This is a genomic window from Thiomonas sp. TH-17 (genome assembly GCF_057473305.1).
Genome location: NZ_JBYCKI010000059.1, coordinates 14,660 through 29,460, shown reverse-complemented (window position 1 = coordinate 29,460; position 14,801 = coordinate 14,660). Strand labels below are relative to the sequence as shown.

13 protein-coding genes are annotated in these 14,801 nt (G+C 63.8%); 5 read left to right on the top strand and 8 right to left on the bottom strand.

Annotated features, from left to right (window positions below; translation table 11 throughout):
- From serS to AC2VLV_RS04110, 3 genes are all read right to left on the bottom strand, one after another.
- On the bottom strand, positions 1 to 1,167 hold a 1,167-nt coding region (gene serS, locus AC2VLV_RS04120), incomplete at its 3' end, for a serine--tRNA ligase (RefSeq protein ID WP_486988768.1).
- Positions 1,168 to 1,252: 85 nt separating this feature from the next.
- Entirely contained in the window at positions 1,253 to 2,239 is a 987-nt protein-coding gene (ispH, locus tag AC2VLV_RS04115) for a 4-hydroxy-3-methylbut-2-enyl diphosphate reductase (RefSeq protein WP_486988767.1), read from the bottom strand.
- Complete coding sequence (locus AC2VLV_RS04110; protein WP_486988766.1) at positions 2,236 to 2,700, bottom strand: FKBP-type peptidyl-prolyl cis-trans isomerase; 465 nt, start codon at positions 2,698 to 2,700, stop codon at positions 2,236 to 2,238. The genes ispH and AC2VLV_RS04110 overlap by 4 nt, the downstream gene beginning before the upstream one ends.
- Positions 2,701 to 2,787: 87 nt before the next feature.
- On the opposite strand from AC2VLV_RS04110, the gene radC reads away from it, so the two are divergent.
- On the top strand, positions 2,788 to 3,468 hold the full coding sequence (radC, locus tag AC2VLV_RS04105) for a RadC family protein (protein WP_486988765.1): 681 nt from the start codon (positions 2,788 to 2,790) through the stop codon (positions 3,466 to 3,468).
- Entirely contained in the window at positions 3,465 to 4,181 is a 717-nt protein-coding gene (locus AC2VLV_RS04100; RefSeq protein WP_486988764.1) for a Smr/MutS family protein, read from the top strand. The genes radC and AC2VLV_RS04100 overlap by 4 nt, the downstream gene beginning before the upstream one ends.
- A gap of 84 nt (positions 4,182 to 4,265) precedes the next feature.
- Here the strand turns inward: AC2VLV_RS04100 and AC2VLV_RS04095 are convergent, their stop codons facing one another.
- The 5 genes from AC2VLV_RS04095 to AC2VLV_RS04075 all read right to left on the bottom strand — a co-directional run bounded on the left by AC2VLV_RS04095 (position 4,266) and on the right by AC2VLV_RS04075 (position 12,256).
- Positions 4,266 to 4,733, bottom strand: a complete 468-nt coding sequence (locus tag AC2VLV_RS04095) for a group II truncated hemoglobin (protein ID WP_486988763.1) — start codon at positions 4,731 to 4,733, stop codon at positions 4,266 to 4,268.
- A gap of 114 nt (positions 4,734 to 4,847) precedes the next feature.
- Positions 4,848 to 7,376, bottom strand: coding sequence for an ABC transporter permease (locus AC2VLV_RS04090; protein WP_486988762.1), 2,529 nt, complete (start codon positions 7,374 to 7,376; stop codon positions 4,848 to 4,850).
- Positions 7,377 to 7,517: 141 nt separating this feature from the next.
- Positions 7,518 to 9,779 carry a nitric oxide reductase activation protein NorD gene (locus tag AC2VLV_RS04085; protein ID WP_486988761.1) on the bottom strand — a complete coding sequence of 754 codons (2,262 nt, stop codon included), beginning with the start codon at positions 9,777 to 9,779 and terminating at the stop codon, positions 7,518 to 7,520.
- Positions 9,780 to 9,973: 194 nt separating this feature from the next.
- Entirely contained in the window at positions 9,974 to 10,780 is an 807-nt protein-coding gene (locus tag AC2VLV_RS04080) for an AAA family ATPase (RefSeq protein WP_486988760.1), read from the bottom strand.
- A 90-nt stretch (positions 10,781 to 10,870) separates the two neighbouring features.
- Positions 10,871 to 12,256 carry a ribulose-bisphosphate carboxylase gene (locus AC2VLV_RS04075; RefSeq protein ID WP_486988759.1) on the bottom strand — a complete coding sequence of 462 codons (1,386 nt, stop codon included), beginning with the start codon at positions 12,254 to 12,256 and terminating at the stop codon, positions 10,871 to 10,873.
- Positions 12,257 to 12,372: 116 nt separating this feature from the next.
- Here AC2VLV_RS04075 and AC2VLV_RS04070 point away from each other — a divergent pair, with 116 nt between their 5' ends.
- The 3 genes from AC2VLV_RS04070 to AC2VLV_RS04060 all read left to right on the top strand — a co-directional run bounded on the left by AC2VLV_RS04070 (position 12,373) and on the right by AC2VLV_RS04060 (position 14,542).
- Entirely contained in the window at positions 12,373 to 13,296 is a 924-nt protein-coding gene (locus AC2VLV_RS04070) for a LysR family transcriptional regulator (RefSeq protein WP_486988758.1), read from the top strand.
- A 148-nt stretch (positions 13,297 to 13,444) separates the two neighbouring features.
- The gene (locus AC2VLV_RS04065) at positions 13,445 to 13,834 is read left to right on the top strand and encodes a sirohydrochlorin chelatase (RefSeq protein ID WP_486988757.1); all 390 of its coding nucleotides are present in this window, start codon (positions 13,445 to 13,447) and stop codon (positions 13,832 to 13,834) included.
- Positions 13,835 to 13,906: 72 nt separating this feature from the next.
- Entirely contained in the window at positions 13,907 to 14,542 is a 636-nt protein-coding gene (locus tag AC2VLV_RS04060; protein WP_486988756.1) for an ANTAR domain-containing response regulator, read from the top strand.
- The last annotated feature ends 259 nt before the right edge of the window (positions 14,543 to 14,801 follow it).

Genomic DNA, 14,801 nt, shown 5'->3' with positions numbered 1-14,801 from the left:
GCCGGAGCCGTTGAGGGTGTGCGCGAGTTCCGTCTTGCCGTTCTCGGCGCGATAGCGCGCCTGCATCCGGCGGGCCTGGAACGCTTCCATATTGGAGCAGGACGAAATTTCGCGGTAGGTGTTTTGCGCCGGCAGCCAGACCTCGATATCGTGAGTGCGCGCGCTGCCGAAACCCATGTCGCCAGTGCAGAGGACGATGGTGCGGTAGGGCAATTGCAGGCGTTGCAGGATGCTCTCGGCGTGGGCGGTGAGTTGTTCCAGCGCGGTGGCCGATTCTTCCGCCCGCGTTACCCAGACGAGCTCGACTTTGTCGAACTGGTGCTGGCGGATGAGGCCGCGCACGTCCCGCCCGCCCGAACCGGCCTCGGAGCGAAAGCACGGCGTGTGCGCCACAAAGCGCAGCGGCAGTTGCGCGCCGTCGACGATCTGATCGCGCACCAGATTGGTCAGCGGCACTTCGGCCGTGGGAATGAGGTAGTGGCTTTCGCCCTCTCCGTGCTTCACGGGGAAGAGGTCTTCCTCGAATTTGGGGAGCTGCCCCGTGCCGCGCAGCGCCTGCGCCGACACGATGTAAGGCACATAGGCTTCGGTGTAGTCATGTTCGGTGGTGTGAACGTCGAGCATGAACTGGGCCAGGGCCCGATGCAGGCGGGCGATCGGTCCGCGCAGCACGGCAAAACGCGAACCGGAGATGCGCGCTGCGGCCTCGAAGTCCAGCCCGAGGTCTGCCCCGACATCGACGTGGTCGCGCACCGGAAATGCAAAAGTGCGCGGAGCGCCCCATCGGCGCAGTTCGACGTTCTGCGTCTCATCCGCGCCGACGGGTACGTCGGCCGCGGGCAGATTGGGAACGGCCATGAGCAGGCCCTGCAGTTCAGCTTGCAAGGCATCGAGCCGCGCGGCGTCAGCTTCCAGCGTGGTTTTGATGTGACCGACCTCATCCATGATCGGCGCGACATCCTCACCTTTGGCTTTGGCCTGCCCAATCTGCTTGGAGAGCAAGTTGCGCCGCGCCTGCAGATCTTCGGTTTGTTTCTGCAGGGTTTTGCGCTCGGCCTCGAGCGCTTCGAAGCGGGCCACGTCGAGGAAGGGCTGAGGGGATTGACGGGTTTCGAGCCGGGCGACGACGTGGGGCAGGTCTTTGCGCAGCAGGGTGATGTCGAGCATGATGCGTTTGAGTTGAACGAGAAATGAAGTCGCCCCCGCGCGATCTGGGCCAATGTTTGCGCGGGATGGCTGGGCGGCGAGTCGGTCAGGAGTCGGCTTTGACCACCAAGCCGCGCGGCAGCGGAAACTGTACCGATTCGGTCACGCCGTCGAGCTGCCGCACCGCCACGGCGCCCAGCGTCTTCAACCGGGCCACGACCTGATCGACCAAGGCCTCCGGGGCCGAAGCGCCCGCCGTAAGACCGATCTGACGCGCGCCCTCCAGCCACTCCGCACACAGGTCTTCGACCTGATCGACCATGTAGGCCGGCTTGCCCATCCTCTGGGCGACTTCGCGAAGGCGGTTGGAATTTGAACTGGTCGGGCTGCCGACCACGATGACCACATCGACCTGCGGGGCGAGCATTTTCACCGCGTCCTGGCGGTTTTGGGTGGCGTAGCAGATGTCTTGTTTTTTCGGCTCATGCACCTGAGGAAACCGCGCGCGCAGGGCAGCGACGATTTCGGCGGCATCATCGACCGACAGCGTGGTTTGAGTGACGTAGGCCAACGGCGCTTCGGGCGCAATGTTCAGGCGCGCGATATCGTCGAGGGTCTGCACCAGATGAATGCCCTCGGCCTGGCCCATGGTGCCTTCGACCTCAGGATGTCCGGCATGACCGATCATCACGATCTCCAGCCCGTCGCGCCGCATCTTGGCCACTTCAACGTGCACTTTGGTAACCAACGGGCAAGTGGCGTCGAACACCTGCAAGCCCAGCGCCTGCGCCTGCGCACGCACGGCCTGCGACACCCCGTGCGCAGAAAACACCACGGTGCCGCCCTTGGGCACTTCTTCCAGTTCGTCGACGAATATCGCGCCCTTGGCCTTCAGGTCGTTGACCACGTAGGTGTTGTGCACGATTTCGTGGCGCACGTAGATGGGCGCGCCAAAGCGCTCCAGCGCACGCTCGACAATGTCGATGGCCCGGTCTACCCCGGCGCAAAAACCGCGCGGGCTGGCTAGCAGTACCTGCGACTCGGGCGCTGAAACTTCAGGGTCTTGCGATAGGGCGGGGGCGTCTGGCTTCATAGCACGGAGAGAATCTTGACCTCGAAAGTCGTGGGACAGTCGGCCAGGGGATGGTTGAAATCGAGCAGCAGCGCGTCGCCTGCTTCGTCGATTTCACGCACCAGCGCGGTGAGCAAACCGGCTTCGCCATCCGCACTGATCGGCAGACGCAGACGCATCACGTCGCCGACCTGCGCCGCGGGCCCGGGATATTCGCGCGCGCGCTCAACCTCCCCGCGCGAAACCCAACGCAGCAAGCCCGGAATGCGCGCGCCAAAAGCCGCACCCGCAGGCAGATCGAAACGGGAGTGCGCGTCTTCATCGAGGCCGATGAGCAAGGCCTCAAGCGCCGGGCTGAGTTGCCCCTGCCCCAGCGTGAGCGTGGCGGGCGTGCCGCCGAAAGTGTTGACCGCATCGACGCCGCCCGGATCGCTGAGACGGTAATGCAGGGTGAGATAGGAATCAGGCAGGACGCAAGGCACGATGATGGGCGGGCAGGCAAAATAGCTGTGAAAACTGAAAACGAGCCCGTATAGGCGACGTTAACCGCATTTTAGGGGGAACCCTGCATGGCCACACGTATCGCCGATCTACCTGCTGATGCGCGACCGCGCGAAAAATTGCTGGCGCGCGGCCCGCACGCCCTGGCCGACGCCGAACTGGTCGCCATCGTGCTGCGCACCGGGGTGCGCGGGCAGAGCGCCCTCGATCTGGCCGCCGCCCTGCTCGACCAGTTCGGCGGGCTGCACGGCCTACTCAACGCCTCATCGGAGCAACTGCGCAAAATCAAAGGACTGGGCGCGGCCAAATATGCCGAGATAGCCGCCGTGCTGGAACTCGCCCGCCGCACCCTCAACGAGCAGATGATGCAGCAACCCCTGCTCGATTCCCCCGCCGCGGTGCGCGACTATCTGCGACTCTGGCTCGGGCCGCAGCCGGTGGAAATTTTCGCGGTGCTGTTTCTCGACAGCCAGCACCAGCTCATCGCCTCGGAAGAGCTTTCTCGCGGCACGCTGGCGAGCACCAGCGTTTACCCGCGCGAGGTCGTGAAAGCCGCGCTGCGCCTGAATGCCGCTGCGCTAATTCTGGCGCACAACCACCCCAGCGGCCTGGCCGAACCGTCCGCAGCCGACCGCGCGCTGACGCAAACCCTGAAATCGGCGCTGGCGCTGGTGGATGTGCGCGTGCTCGATCATCTGGTGGTCACCCGACATAGCGTGGTTTCGTTTGCCGAACGAGGTCTGCTGTGAAACCCGCCGCCCCTGCGCCCAAGGCAAGCAGCCAGGACGCTTTACGCGATCTGCGCGACTTGCGCCGGCGCCTGCGCCAGCCGCCGCAGCCTGCGCGCGCGAAACCTGGGCCAACCCCGCCGCCCATCACGGTCGCTCCCGCCGAGCCTATGCCCACCTCCGCAGATCGCGCCCTGTTTCGCGCGGCCACTGCGGGCGCCAAGCTCTTGGGGACATCGATGCACCCTCCCCCGCCAGGATTGCAGCCCGCGCCGCCCAAACCCATTCCGCGCCAATCGCTGCGCGACGAGCGGGCGGTGCTGTCAGAGGCGATGTCCGACGAACTCGATCTGGATCATTTGCTGGAAACCGACGCCGCCTTGTCCTGGCGGCGAGAAGGCGTGGGATCGGACACCCTGCGCAAGCTGCGCCGCGGGCACTGGACGATCCAGAACGAAATCGACCTGCACGGCCTGCGCCGCGACGAGGCGCGCGAGGCGCTGGGTCAGTTTTTGCGCACCGCGCTACAGCGCGAATGGCGCTGTGTGCGAGTGATTCACGGCAAGGGGCTGAGCTCGCCGCTGCGCGAGCCGGTGCTCAAACACAAGGTGCGAAGCTGGCTGATGCAGCGCGACGAAGTGATGGCCTATGTGCAGGCCCGGCCCAGCGATGGCGGCGCCGGTGCGCTGGTGCTGCTGCTGCGCTCGGCACGGCGCACTGAGCGCGGCGGTTAAAACAATGCTCAAAACAAGTCCGCCGTTTGATCGCGGAGAGAACGCAGAGAGCGGAGAGCGGCGGGCTCAGTGACTCGAAAGCAGTCACCCATGCACCACATTGCCCGCCGGCATATTGCCGGGCTCGGCTTTGTTGCGCATCCAGTCGGCCGTACCGGCGAAGGCTTCGTGCAACTGGCGGCGCAGTGTGTCTTCCATCTCGACTTCGTTGAGGGTCTGCACCATGCAGGCCATCCACTCGTCGCGCTCCTTGGCGCCGATGGCGTAGGGAAAGTGGCGCATACGCAGGCGCGGGTGCCCATATTGCGGGGAATACAGATCGGGCCCGCCCAGCCAGCCGCTGAGAAACAGGTAGAGCTTCTCCCGCGTTTCTTCGGAATTTGTGGGATGCATGGCCCGCAGATCGGCATATTGCGGCTCCAGATCCATCAAATCGTAGAAATGATCCACCAGCCGACGCACGCCCTCCTCGCCGCCGAGGCGCTGATAAGGCGTGCTGGAAACCGGTTGGGGCACAGGTGCGGCGGGGGTGATGGCGATGGCTTCTGACATGGAGCGGGGCAGTTTGCGAACAAGGCTGAAACAAAGGAACCGCGATTATGGAAGATGCGCTCCGGCAAAACTTGCCTCAGGTCAATCTGCAGCCAATCGCCCCGCAAAGCGTCTTCAGCTCAACGCGCGCAAACTCTGACCCGGCGCCTTCCGCAGTACGTCGCGCAGACTCCACCACCCTGCTGTCATCGCCAGCCCGGACGCCGCCAGCATGGCCGCGGGCCATAGCCACCAGGGCGGCTGCCAGGGAAACAGAAACACCCAGTGCGCCAGCGCGGCGCTCACCCCCGCCGCCCCGGCCGCGCCGAGCAGCCCGGCCAGCGCGCCGACCCACATCATTTCCACCAGGGCCATACGCCGCAGCAACTGGGAAGAGGCGCCCAGGGCGCGCCACACCGCCATTTCGCGCGAGCGGTCCTGCCGCGACAACGCCAGCGAAGCGGCAAGTACGGCCAGCCCGGCCGCCAGCGCGAACAAAAACAGAAACTGCACGGCCGTGATGACCTGCTCAACCAGCTTGCGCAAATGCGCGAGCAGGCTGCCGACATCGACCACGGTGAGATTGGGAAACTGCCGCACCAGGGTGTCATCCATGCGCTGCGCATCTCCGGGGGCGTGATAGGCGGCCAGATAGGTCACGGGCTGATTCTTCAGCATGGCCTGTGGCAGCAGCACGAAGAAGTTGGCATGCATGGAACTCCAGTCGACATGCCGCACGCTGGTGATGGGCGCGGTCACGCGCTGGCCAGCAATATCGAAAGTCAGGGTGTCGCCGAGTTTGAAGCCCAGGGTTTTGGCGATGCCCTGCTCCACCGACAGCCCTTTGGCATCGGGCCCGCCGGTATCGTTCCAGTCGCCTGCGACCAGGGTATTGGCCTTGGGCAGCGTAGCGCTGGCCGAAAGATTGAATTCACGATCGATCAGGTCGCGGGCGCGTGTGCTGTCGTAGTCGCGTCCAAAGACCGGTTTTTCGTTGATGGCCACCAGACGGCCGCGCAGCATGGGATACCAGTCTTCGTGGTTGACGCCATCGCGGCGCAGCGCGGCCAGAAAATCCTGGCTCTGCGCGGGCTGGATGTTGATGACAAAGCGGTCGGGCGCGTTGGCGGGAATGGAAGCGCGCCAGGCGTCGATCAGACTGGTGCGCATGAGCACCAGCAACACCAGCGCGAGCAAACCCAGACTCAGCGCCGTGATCTGAATCACCGCGCTCCACGGCCGGGTCGCCAACTGGCGCGCCGCCATCTGCAGGAGTCCGCCGGTGGCGACGGATGACCCCGCATGGCCGCGTATCCAGCGCCGCAAACCCCGCATCATCAGCCAGGCCAGCAAGGCGAACACCAGCGTCAGACCGATGAAACCGCCCGCGGCGATCAACCCCAGGCGAAGGTCGCCGGCCTGCAGCCACAGCAACAGGCCGAATGCCCCAACGCCTGCCAGCACCGTGATGAACGGCGCGGACTGCAGACGGCCCAAACTGCGGCGCAGCACCGCCAGGGGCGGCACGCGCGCCAACTGCAGAATCGAGGGCAGACCGAAAGCCAGCAGCAGCACCATGCCCGTCGCCCCGGCGAACAGCGCGGGCGCCCAGCCGGGCGCGGGCAGCTCGCGCACCTGAACCTGGATCAGCCCGTGCAGCAGCCCGATCATCGTCGCCTGCACCGCCAGGCCGAGCAACACACCCAGCAGCGCCGCAAAGCCGCCCAGCCAGACAAACTCGGCGGCGTAGCGGCGAAGCAAAACGCCCTGACGCAGCCCCAAGGCCTTGAACACCGCACAGGGCTGCAAACGTCGGCGTGCAAAGTCGCGCGCCGACTGCGCCACCGCCACAGCGGCCATGAGCGCGGTGATCAGCGCCACCAGATGCAGAAAATCAGAGGCGCGCTTGAGCGTCTGTTCTTGCGCCGGGCCGCTGTCGGCCACGGTTTCCACCCGCATGCCGCGCGCGGTGGTTTGGTTAATCTGATCTTGCGCCCACTTGGCGTAGGCGACCGCCGCCTGCGATGGCCCGGCCAGGGCGAGGCGATAGGTCACCCGGCTGGCGGGCTGGATCAGCCCGGTAGAGGGCAGATCGGCGCGATTCATCATCACCCGTGGGGCGAAATTGATGAAGCCCGCGCCGGTGTCGGGCTCGCGCACCAGAATGGCCGCGATGCGAAACCGCGCATTGCCCAACTGCAACAGATCACCCACCTGCAGCCGCAGGGCGCCGAGCACACTGGCATTTACCCAGACCGTACCGGGCTCGGGCGGACCGCTGCGCGAGACCTCCGGTGCCTGAAGCCCGTCGCGCAGCACCACCTGCGCGATCAAGGGGTAATGCGTGCCCACGGCCTTGAGCGAGACCAGCCGGGTGCGGTCGCCCGCGACGTCGAGCGCCATGCTGGGAAACACCGCCGTCTGCATAGCCCGCAGACCCTGCGCTTGCGCATGCTGCAAATACAGCGGCTTCAGCGGATGATCGCTGACGATCACCACGTCGCCACCGATCAACTGCGCGGCGTCGCGCACCAGCGCACCCTGCAGCCGCTGGGCCACGAAGCCCACGGCCGACAACGCGGCTATGGCCAGAACCAGCGAGAAGAATAAGAGCCGCAGCTCGCCGCTACGCCAGTCACGCCAAAGCTGTCGCAAGGATTGCATAGAGAGATAGAACGTGGAGTGAATAAGCGGGGTGGGAACAAGCCGTATTGTCCACAGCCCCCCATCTCTGTGCCGTGGCGGGGGTTTGAGTCGGCCGTTCGGCGCGCGCGACCTCCGCGCTAATTCCGCACAAACTCCGCGCTACTTGGTCAGCGCCAGGAACACTTCCGGCAATTTCTCGGGCAGGTGCTCGATGTTGTCGATCACGGTGTAGCGACGGCCAAAAATGTCGGACACATAGGCATCGGCGCGCGGGTCGAGGCTGATGCAGTAAGTGAAGAGGCCATCGCCTTCGAGCTCCCTCACCGCCTGACGGGCGTCTTCGATGAGCAGGCGCTCGTCTTGCACGTCGATATCGGCGGGTTCGCCGTCGGTGAGGATGAGCAGCAGCTTTTTATCGCTCTTGCGCGCGCGCAGCGAGTGGGCGGCGTGCCGCAGCGCCGCCCCCATGCGGGTGGAATAGTTGGCCTGCATCGCCGCGAGACGCGCCTTGACTTCATCGCCCCACGGCTCGCCAAAGCCCTTGATGTGCAGGTAGCGCACCTCGTGCCGGGTGTTGGACTGAAAACCGGCGATGGCCAGCGGATCGCCCAGGCGCTCTATCGCCCAGGCGAGCAGCGAGACGGCTTCCTGCGAGAGTTCGAGGATGGTCTGGTCTGAGCCCTTCACCTTGTCGTTGAGCGAGGCGGAGAGGTCGAGCAGCAGGGTCACGGCAATATCGCGCCCGTTGGTGCGGTGGCTCAGATTGATGCGCGGATCAGGGTTGGAGCCTGCCTTGAAATCGATCAGCGAACGAATGGCCACGTCGAGATCGAGTTCGCTGCCTTCCTCCTGATAGCGAATGCGCACTTTGTCTTGCGGCTTGAGCAGTTCAAGCAGTCTTTGCAGCCGCTTGGCCAGCGGTGCGTGCTTTTGCAGCAGGCGGTCGATGTCGCCTGCCTGAGCCGACGGATGCAAACCCTCGTACACGCTGACCCAGTCGGGGCGATAGGTCTGGCTGTGATAGTCCCATTCGGGATAGTGCCGCGGGGGCAGGCGCTGCAAGTCGTGTTGCGCATCGTTGCGGCGGGTCTCATCAAAGCTCTCCTCCTCGTCCCCTTCTTCGATGAAGCGCCAGAGATGCCGGTTGTCGTCGCGGTAGTCGATGACGGTGTCGTCAAAGTGCACTTTGGCAAACTGGTCGCTCTGGCGGCGGGTTTTGGCCACGTAGGCCAGAGCCAGCGCGGCGATATCTTGGGTGGATGATGCGCCCTGCGCCATCAGCGCATGAAAACCGGCGACGAAGGTATTCAGATCGGCGTCGCGGTAGCCGTGCTCGGGGTCGAGCAAAGCCCGCGACAACATCGCCAGACGGTGGCGCAGACAGGACGTGGTGGCGGGATTGCAGGCCTCTTCGACAGGCCGGGGATGCAGGGCGAGGAACAGCCGCCGCAGTCCGGCGTATTCGCGGATCAGCAGGGTTTCAACCCGGCAGTCCTCGAAAAACTCGACCGCCATGCGCTGAAACGGGCTCCAGTTGTCGGCAATCTGCGGGGTGGACCAGCGGCGGTGACCGACCATGTGAGCGAGCATCGCCCGGTAACGATCGAGGCCCGAGACGCCGCAAGCATCGTCTTGCACATCGGGCAGACGAATGCCCAGCGGGTCGTAATAGGGGATCGGCTTGCGCAGCTCGTCGAAGGCGGTGGAGTAAGGAATCAGCAGGTCGCCATCCCGCCACAGGGCGCGCAGATACAGATCGAGATTGCGCTCCACGTCCACCAGCAGCGTGCCGTGGCGCTCGCGCTGCAGCACGGCGCGCGCGTCGGCCGATTGCAGACTGAAGTAATCCTTTTGACGCTCGGGATGGGTGGCATAGTTGCGCACGCCGTAATCGACCCAGCGCCGCAAGCCGCCGATATCGAGCTGGGCCAGCAAGGTCGGCGCCTGATTGAAAAAATCGGGCAGCCCAGGGCTGGGATAGGTGGTGTGAAAGCCGTGGATGGAGCGGGTGGTGCGCGCCATCAGGTCGAGCGTAAGGTCGAGATAGTGCTGCAGTTGCTCGCCTGCTTGCAGGCGCTGCGCCACGGGGGCCAGGGTCTGCAAAAAAGGGGGGATGGCCCGCCCGTTGGGAGACTTTTGCAGCCCTTGCACCACGGCCATCACGGGCGCCAGAAGGTCTTCGCCAACGATGCGCGCGGTGGACGGCCAGGCCTCCAGAAAGGCGAGCAAAGGCTCGGCGCCCCGCCCCAGCTTGCCGATGATGCGGCCCGCTTCGAGGAAGGCGTTCAGTCCATCGGGCGTGAGCGCGCTCTGGGCATCGGCCATGCAGGCCGGGAAGATCGCCTCTACGAGAGGAAAGCGCGTGTCGAGCCGCGCCCAGCTGGCGCGCATCGGCTCGTGCATGAGGGCATCACTCACCATGGTTCGGCTTGGTCTGCCGCACAGAGGGTGTGAATAAATCCGGCGTGGCCGAGCAACGTGCCCAAACGCTTCCGATCAAGGCGCAAAGCACAGCCGTGCCCGCCGGCACGGCGCGCGCTTACAACACCGAACGCAACGCAGAGCGGGAGGGTTTGGGCGCGAGGAGCGGACATGACGGATTTGTTCGCACCCTCTTAGGCGAAGGTCACGTCGATGGCGTGATCGAGTGTCTGGCGAATGTCGGCATCGTCGGTGATGGGGCGCACCAGCGCCATGCGGCAGGCGTCGACCGCATCAACGCCGTCGCGGATCAGCTGAGCGGCATACACCATGAGACGTGTGGAAATGCCCTCGTCGAGACCGTGCCCCTTGAGGTTGCGCGCGGTGTGGCCGATTTTCACCAGCTTGGCGGCAGTCTCGGCGTCGAGGCCGCTTTCCTTGCACAGAATGGCGGCCTCCAGCCCGGCCCCGGGATAGTCGAAGTCGAAGGCGGTGAAACGCTGTTTGGTGGACTGCTTCAAGTCCTTCATCAGCGACTGGTAGCCCGGGTTGTACGAAATCACCAACTGAAAGTCGGGATGCGCCTGAATCAGCTCGCCCCTTTTGTCGAGCGGCAGGGTGCGGCGGTGGTCGGTCAATGGGTGGATGACCACGGTGGTGTCTTGACGCGCCTCGACGATCTCGTCGAGATAGCAGATCGCGCCGATGCGCGCAGCCGTGGTCAGCGGGCCATCGAGCCAGCGCGTGCCGCCGCCTTCGAGCAGATAGCGCCCGACCAGATCGCTCGCGGTCATGTCTTCATTGCAGGCCACGGTGATCAGCGGTTTGTCGAGTTTCCACGCCATGTATTCGACAAAGCGCGATTTGCCACAGCCCGTCGGCCCCTTGACCATGACCGGCAAACGATTGCGGTAAGCGGCCTCAAACAAGGCCACCTCGCGGCCCTGCGGCTGGTAATAGGGCTCTGCTTGAACCCGGTACTGCTGCGCGTCAATGCTCATGCGTCCACCTTCAAAACAACACGCCCCCGTGAAATCGGGGGCGCTGAAAACGTCAAGAACGACGCCAAAAACGACGACGTCAGGAACGGCTTACTTGTGGGCGCTCAGCTTCTCGCGCCAGCCCGGGAAGAGCTTGTCGGCATCGCCCGGGAAGGATTCGAACGCGCGCGCGAACTCTTTGTGCTCCTTGGCATATTCGATCGGATCGGCCCCGGCCTTCCAGCATTCATAGGCCTGGCGCAGCGACTTGGCGCCTGCCGCCGGCGAGTCGATGTGGCCGTAGGAGCCGCCGCCCGCAGTGTTGATCACGTTGCCGTGGCCCAGGTTCTCGAAGAAGCCGGGCAGACGCAGCGCATTCATGCCGCCGGAGATGATGGGGGTGGTGGGCTTCATGCCGTACCACTTCTGGAAGTAAACCGGGCCCTGGCACTCGTCGCGCTCGATCATGTAGGCGATGTTGCGGTCGTCGCCCTCGCCTTCCATCTTGCCGTAACCCATGGTGCCCACGTGAATGCCCGAAGCCCCCTGCAGACGGCTCATCTTGGCCAGCACGAAGGCGGTGTAGCCGCGCTTGGAACTGGGCGAGGTAATGGCACCGTGACCCGCCCGGTGGTAGTGCAGGTACTGGTTCGGGTACTGGCGGCGGGCGGTGGTGACCATGCCGGGGCCGCCCACGTAGCCGTCCACCAGGAAGGCCAGCTTGTCGGCGTCGGGGCCGAAGACTTCCAGCGCGAAGTCGGCGCGGGCGCACATCTCGTGATAGTCGTCCGCGGTGATGTTCATGGAGAACAGCTTGGCTTCGCCGGTTTCGTCTTGCGCGCGCTTCATGGCGTCATAGACCAGCGGAATCACCTTCTTCACCGGGGCGAACACCTGGTTGCCCTGGGGTTCGTCGTTCTTGATGAAGTCGCCACCCAGCCAGAACTGATAGGCCGCCTGAGCGAAGGGCTCGGGGCGCAGGCCCAGTTTGGGCTTGATGATGGTGCCGGCGATGTAGCCGCCGTCCTTGATCGGACGCCCCAGAATGCGCCACAGGTTGGAGATGTCGGTGGCCGGGCCGTCGAACATCTGGATCGCACGCTCGGGCACGTAGAAGTCGATCATCTTGCCGTATTCGACGTCGCCCATGCCCTGGTTATTGCCGATCACCAGCGTGAGAAAGGAGACGATCATGAAACGGCCGTCGATGACGTTGCGATCGAACAGCTCGATCGGATAGGCAATGCGCATGTCCTCGGTGGCTTCATCGATGTAATACACCAGTGCGTCAACGCCCTTGGTGAAGTCGTCGGTAGTGCTCACCTCGACGTTGGTGCCCGTGGACGACTCGGCCGCGAAGTGCGCCGCAGTGGCCAGATAGTCATAGCCCGCTTTGGGCTTCATCTTGTAGGCAACAAGGATGTGCTTGCCACCAGCCATCAGATCCGATTCCTTGAGATCAAGATTGGCGTAGCGGCTGGATTGATCGTGAGCCATGTCGTTCCTCTGTGCGTTGGCCTTTGTTGGCCGGATGGGTTGAAAAAATCAACTATAGGATCGCTTAGTCCATAAGGTAAACTAAGACTTTTTTGCAGTTAGAGAATTTTTCACTGATGATACGAATTACCTTCCGGCAACTCGAAATTCTCCAGGCTGTAGCGGACTGCGGCAGTTTTTCGCGCGCCAGCGAAAAGCTACATCTCACCCAGCCCGCCGTGTCGATGCAGATCAAACAATTGGAGAATTTGCTCGATATGCCCCTGTTCGAGCATGCTGGCAAAAAAATCCGGCTCACCGAGGCGGGCAACGTCGCCCTGCGCAGCGCCGGAATCGTCACCCGCGAACTGAACAACCTCGAACAGTCGCTGGCCAACCTGAAAGGGCTCAAGGGCGGCGTGCTGACGGTGTCTGTCGCAAGCACGGCCAGTGTGTTTGCCGCCCGTCTCATGGCGCTGTTTCGACGCAGATTTCCAGAGATACAGGTCAGCCTGAATGTCGTCAACCGCGAAACCCTGCTGCGCCATCTCACCGAGAACGTCAGCGATCTCGCGCTGATGGGCACGCCGCCCGAGGGGTATCAACTCAGCGCGCAACCCTTCATGGACAACCCGCTGGTCATCATCGCCGCCACCGATCACCCGCTCGCCAGAAAACGCGCAATTTCGCTGCAGCGCCTGCTCGAAGAGCCCTTGGTCGTGCGGGAGCCCGCATCAGGCACCCGCAACGCCCTGGAGAACTTCATCCGAGAGCGACAGTTGCCGTTCAAGCCAACGATGGAAATGAACAAGAACGAGGCGATCAAACACGCCGTCGAAGCCGGTCTGGGCGTTGGATTGGTCTCGCTGCACACGGTGCAGGCGGAACTGGCCTCTGGTCAATTGAGCCTCCTCGACGTCGAAGGTTTTCCGCTCAAACGCCAGTGGTATCTGGTGCAACGCGACGGCAAACGGCTCAGCCCCGCCGCCCAAGCCTTCGCCGAACTCGTCCTGAGCAAAGGGCCAAGCATCATGGCCGCCGCAGAAACAAAAACGGGTTAGCGAAATCGCCAACCCGTTGATCATGCTTGCCTATGTCTGACCCTCATTATTCGAGCAGGGGCGATGTCAATTTTCGATGCTGCTCCGATAGTGTCGGCTGGAACGGCCATTGCTACCAACGGATTGCTGAGCAAAAACCTACTTGCCGATGAACAGTGCACCCAGATTACTTGTCTTGTTGGCCCATGGCTCCCGGTTGGCCGAATGGGCTCTGCCTTTTGAGGCCGTTTGCGCTCTGGTGCAGTCCGGCCATCCCGAGCTGACCGTCCGTCTTGCATTCCTGGAGGCGATGCAACCTTCCCTGCAACAAGCCCTGGAGGAAGCGGGCCAACTCGGCACGGAGCATGTGCACATCGCGCCCCTCTTTCTTGGTGCAGGCGGCCATCTCCGGCGCGACATTCCAGAAGTGGTGCAAGCGGCGCAGGCGCGATATCCGAAACTGCGAATCGTGCTCGCACAGCCAGCGGGCGTGGATGCTGGAGTGATTGCGGCACTGGCCGCGTATGCCACGCAAAGCATGACAAACCTTGATTCTTGAATCGGCTCAATGTATGTCATCAATCGCGGGAAAATGAACTTTCCAGGGCATGGAATTTGCACGAAGCGCGATATGTCAAACCCGCTACGCACTCTGACTGTTGCCGTCATCTCCCCCGATCCCGCATCGGCGACGGACTACGACCAGGCGAATCATGAGCGCCAGGCAGAGCGTTGCGCGATGCTGGAAAGGGCTTTGTTGGATGCGGGCTACGAGGTGGTGGCCGTTCTGCCTGCCAAACCCGATCTGGACGACCGTATTGCCGCACTCAAACCCGATCTGGTCATTGTGGATGCTGAGTCTGGCGTGCGCGATTTGCTGGAGCACGTGGTGCTGGCCTCGCGCGACACCCCGCGCCCCATAGTGCTGTTCACCGATGACGACGATACCGAGACCGCGCAACTCGCCATCACGGCGGGGGTGACGGCCTATATCGTGGACGGCCTCAAGCCCAGCCGGGTGAAACCGGTGATCGAGGTGGCGCTGGCGCGGTTCGAGCGCGAACAGGGTCTGCGCGCCGAATTGAGCGAGGCGCGCACCCAGCTCTTCGAGCGCAAGCTGATCGAACGCGCCAAGGGCATTGTGATGCAGCGCCAGGGCTGCACCGAGGAAGAAGCCTTCAGCCGCATGCGCAAGCTGGCCATGGAAAAGGGCTTGAAGCTCTCGGAGGTCGCCCAGCGCATCCTCGATACCGTCGGATTGATCTGAGAGGGTGTGAACGAATCCGCCATGCCCGCTCCTCGCGCCCAAACGCCCCCGCTCGGCGTTGCAAATGCGCGCCGTGCCGACGGGCACGGCTGTGCTTTGCGTCTTGACCGGGGGCGTTTGGACGTGCTGCTCGGCCACGCCGGATTCATTCACACCCTCTGAGCCTTGCGACTGCGCGTTTTATGTGCGCGCACGCACCAGACTGGCGCCGCAGTGCACAGTTTTGCGCCACGGGATACCGGCCAGATTCGATACAGCG

Coding starts and splice junctions, on each gene's coding strand:
- AC2VLV_RS04085 (WP_486988761.1), bottom strand. CDS start 9,779: ATGGTGAGTGATGCCCTCATGCACGAGCCGATGCGCGCCAGCTGGGCG.
- AC2VLV_RS04095 (WP_486988763.1), bottom strand. CDS start 4,733: ATGTCAGAAGCCATCGCCATCACCCCCGCCGCACCTGTGCCCCAACCG.
- ispH (WP_486988767.1), bottom strand. CDS start 2,239: ATGAAGCCAGACGCCCCCGCCCTATCGCAAGACCCTGAAGTTTCAGCG.
- AC2VLV_RS04090 (WP_486988762.1), bottom strand. CDS start 7,376: ATGCAATCCTTGCGACAGCTTTGGCGTGACTGGCGTAGCGGCGAGCTG.
- radC (WP_486988765.1), top strand. CDS start 2,788: ATGGCCACACGTATCGCCGATCTACCTGCTGATGCGCGACCGCGCGAA.
- AC2VLV_RS04075 (WP_486988759.1), bottom strand. CDS start 12,256: ATGGCTCACGATCAATCCAGCCGCTACGCCAATCTTGATCTCAAGGAA.
- AC2VLV_RS04060 (WP_486988756.1), top strand. CDS start 13,907: ATGTCAAACCCGCTACGCACTCTGACTGTTGCCGTCATCTCCCCCGAT.
- AC2VLV_RS04065 (WP_486988757.1), top strand. CDS start 13,445: ATGAACAGTGCACCCAGATTACTTGTCTTGTTGGCCCATGGCTCCCGG.
- AC2VLV_RS04080 (WP_486988760.1), bottom strand. CDS start 10,780: ATGAGCATTGACGCGCAGCAGTACCGGGTTCAAGCAGAGCCCTATTAC.
- AC2VLV_RS04070 (WP_486988758.1), top strand. CDS start 12,373: ATGATACGAATTACCTTCCGGCAACTCGAAATTCTCCAGGCTGTAGCG.